The sequence below is a fragment of the uncultured Lutibacter sp. genome (genome assembly GCF_937891065.1).
Classification (GTDB): domain Bacteria; phylum Bacteroidota; class Bacteroidia; order Flavobacteriales; family Flavobacteriaceae; genus Lutibacter.
Genome location: NZ_CALAEQ010000186.1, coordinates 1 through 2,978, shown reverse-complemented (window position 1 = coordinate 2,978; position 2,978 = coordinate 1). Strand labels below are relative to the sequence as shown.

Here is a 2,978-nt window from a genome sequence, read left to right as displayed (position 1 = left end):
TATTATTGGATAAAGAAATTACTTTTAGTGAAATTTATAATTTAGCATTTCAAGCTGAAAAAAGTTATTTAAAAGAAGTAGATTTATTTGATGTGTATGAAGGAGAAAAATTAGAAGAAGGGAAAAAATCATACGCAGTTAGTTTTTTAATTCAGGATGAAAATAAAACGTTAGATGAGAAACAAATTGATAAAATAATGCAAAAACTGCAACAAACTTTTGAAAAAAATGTGGGTGCAATTTTACGCTAATGTTATATGAACTTAATATTTAGCCTTTAGAAATTTTTTCTAAAGGCTTTTTTTTTAATTTTGCACAAACCATATTCAATGTATAAAAGTATCATTCGTCCATTATTTTTTCTCTTCGATCCTGAAAAAATTCATCATTTTACATTTTCACTTATAAAGCTTGCTTCTAAAATACCTGGATTACCATTCCTTTTTAGAACTTTATTTCAAGTAAATAATAAAAAATTAGAACGTACATTATTTGGACTTACTTTTAAAAATCCGGTTGGTTTGGCTGCTGGTTTCGATAAAAATGCAGTATTGTACAATGAATTAGCAAATTTCGGTTTTGGTTTTATTGAAATTGGAACGGTTACACCAATAGCTCAAGAAGGAAATCCTAAGAAAAGAGTATTTAGATTAAAAACTGATAACGCACTTATTAACCGAATGGGTTTTAATAATAAAGGGGTTAAAGCTGCAACTGAACAGCTTAAAAAGAACAAAGGGAACATATTAATAGGTGGTAATATTGGTAAAAATACAGCAACCATGCCTGATCATTATACAGCAGATTATATTGCTTGTTTTAAAGAACTACATCCGTATGTAGATTATTTTGTGCTAAATGTAAGTTGCCCCAATGTAAGTAGCCACGCAAAATTGAATGATAAAGCGTATTTATTAGAATTGATTTCTGAGGTTCAAAAAGAAAATAAAAAATTTAATAAGCAAAAACCTATATTGTTAAAAATTGCTCCCGACTTAAATACTGTGCAATTGGATGAGATTATTGAGTTGGTTGCAGAGACCAATATTGAAGGTGTTATAGCTTCAAATACATCTACTAATAGAGAAGGTTTAATTGCTTCCAAAGAAAATTTAGAGCTTATAGGAAATGGTGGTTTAAGCGGTAAGCCCATTAAAAATAGGAGTACAGCCGTCATTAAATATTTAGCGGAAACTTCGGGTAAAGCATTTCCAATTATTGGAGTAGGAGGAATTCACTCTGCTGAAGATGCATTGGAAAAAATTAACGCGGGTGCTGATTTAATTCAGATTTACACTGGTTTTATTTATGAAGGACCTGCATTGGTAAAAAAAATTAATAAGGCTATTCTTAGAAATCAAAACTAAAAAAGGGTCATTAATTTAATAGCTTATGATGAAATATAGACAATTAACAAAAGAACAGTTTTTAGAATTGCATCATGAATTTTCTAAATTCTTAGCAACTCAACAAATTGATGCAAATGAATGGAATACTATAAAAAAAGAAAAACCCTTAGTTGCAGAAGAAGAGTTAAATGTATTTAGTGATGTTGTTTGGGAAGATGTGTTAACAAAAACTGAATATTTAGAACATATTTCAGAAAACGATATTAATTTATTTAAATGTAATTCAAAGGAAATCATACGGATTTACATTAAATTAAATGATACAACCAAAAGTTTTTTGAATGGTGATGATTATCATTGGTTTTTAAAAAACCCGTTAGCTGATAGTGTTGAATATTTTAAAGCTTCTAAAAAATATTCAGAAGATCGTAATATTGAAATTTTCAAAATGATTGAAATGGGAAGCCAAATTTCTAAAGGTGAATTATTTACTACAATTTTTCAATTAATTGCATAACTATTTTAGGAACTCCAACAGAAGCTTTTTTAGCTATAATTTTTAGGTTTGAATATTGATTTTCCGCAATTGTTGGTTTAGGGTCAATAAAATAGATAGGCGTTTTAGGCTTTATGAAATTTATTAAACTTGCCGCTGGATATACCTGCATAGATGTTCCTATAATAATTAAAATATCAGCCATTGCTGTTATTTCTATGGCTTTATCTAACATAGGTACGGCTTCACCAAACCAAACTATATGTGGTCTTAGCTGATGGTTATCTTCACCTAAATCTCCAAGATGTAAATCTTTTCCCCATTTATAAATAAGATTCTCATTGTTAGTGCTACGTACTTTTAATAATTCACCATGTAAATGTATCACGTTCTTACTTCCCGAACGTTCATGTAAATCATCAACATTTTGAGTTATAATAGTAGTTTCAAATTGTTTTTCTAATAATGCTAATGCATGATGTGCTTCGTTTGGTACTACTTGCATTAATTGAGCTCTGCGCTTATTATAAAAATCTAACACTAAATTTTTATCACGTTCCCAACCCATTGGGGAAGCAACTTGCATAACGTCATGACCTTCCCAAAGTCCATCTGCGTCTCTAAAAGTTTTAATACCACTTTCAGCACTTATTCCAGCTCCAGTAAGAATAACAATTTTTTTCATATTACATATTTATTCAAAAGTAAAATTTTATATTTGAATAAAGATAATATTGAATGGTAGATTATAAATTTATTGAATATTTAGAGCAGTTTGTATCAGATAAAAGGAGAACTTTATTTCATAAAGTACTTGATGATAGAACACGACATTTTACAGTTGCTATTGAAGATATTTACCAACCACATAATGCAAGTGCAGTAGTTAGAAGTTGTGAAATTTTTGGAATTCAAGATGTTCATGTCATTCAAAATAAGTATAAGTTTTATGCTTCAAACCAAGTGGCAAAAGGAGCTCAAAAATGGTTGAATTTTAATCTTTTTAAGGAAAAGGAGACCAACAATACATTAGCATGTATTAATGATTTAAGAAGTAAAGGGTATAAAATTATTGCAACTACACCTCATAATGAGTCTTGCTTGTTACAAGATTTTGATATTTCACAAAAATC

The 2,978-nt window shown here is 29.0% G+C and carries 4 protein-coding genes and 1 pseudogene; 4 read left to right on the top strand and 1 reads right to left on the bottom strand.

Annotated features, from left to right (window positions below; all coding sequences use genetic code 11):
* The 3 genes and pseudogenes from Q0352_RS10220 to Q0352_RS10210 form a co-directional block, all read left to right on the top strand.
* Positions 1-251, top strand: a pseudogene (locus Q0352_RS10220) (phenylalanine--tRNA ligase subunit beta); the annotation flags it as partial.
* A gap of 78 nt (positions 252-329) precedes the next feature.
* The gene (locus tag Q0352_RS10215) at positions 330-1,367 is read left to right on the top strand and encodes a quinone-dependent dihydroorotate dehydrogenase (RefSeq protein ID WP_299527199.1); all 1,038 of its coding nucleotides are present in this window, start codon (positions 330-332) and stop codon (positions 1,365-1,367) included.
* A gap of 25 nt (positions 1,368-1,392) precedes the next feature.
* Complete coding sequence (locus tag Q0352_RS10210) at positions 1,393-1,866, top strand: DUF6495 family protein (RefSeq protein WP_367274629.1); 474 nt, start codon at positions 1,393-1,395, stop codon at positions 1,864-1,866.
* Here the strand turns inward: Q0352_RS10210 and Q0352_RS10205 are convergent.
* On the bottom strand, positions 1,841-2,530 hold the full coding sequence (locus Q0352_RS10205) for an NAD-dependent deacylase (protein ID WP_299527198.1): 690 nt from the start codon (positions 2,528-2,530) through the stop codon (positions 1,841-1,843). The genes Q0352_RS10210 and Q0352_RS10205 overlap by 26 nt on opposite strands.
* A gap of 53 nt (positions 2,531-2,583) precedes the next feature.
* Between Q0352_RS10205 and Q0352_RS10200 the strand changes: the two genes are divergently transcribed.
* Positions 2,584-2,978: TrmH family RNA methyltransferase (locus tag Q0352_RS10200; protein ID WP_299527197.1), on the top strand; the 395-nt coding region annotated here is incomplete at its 3' end.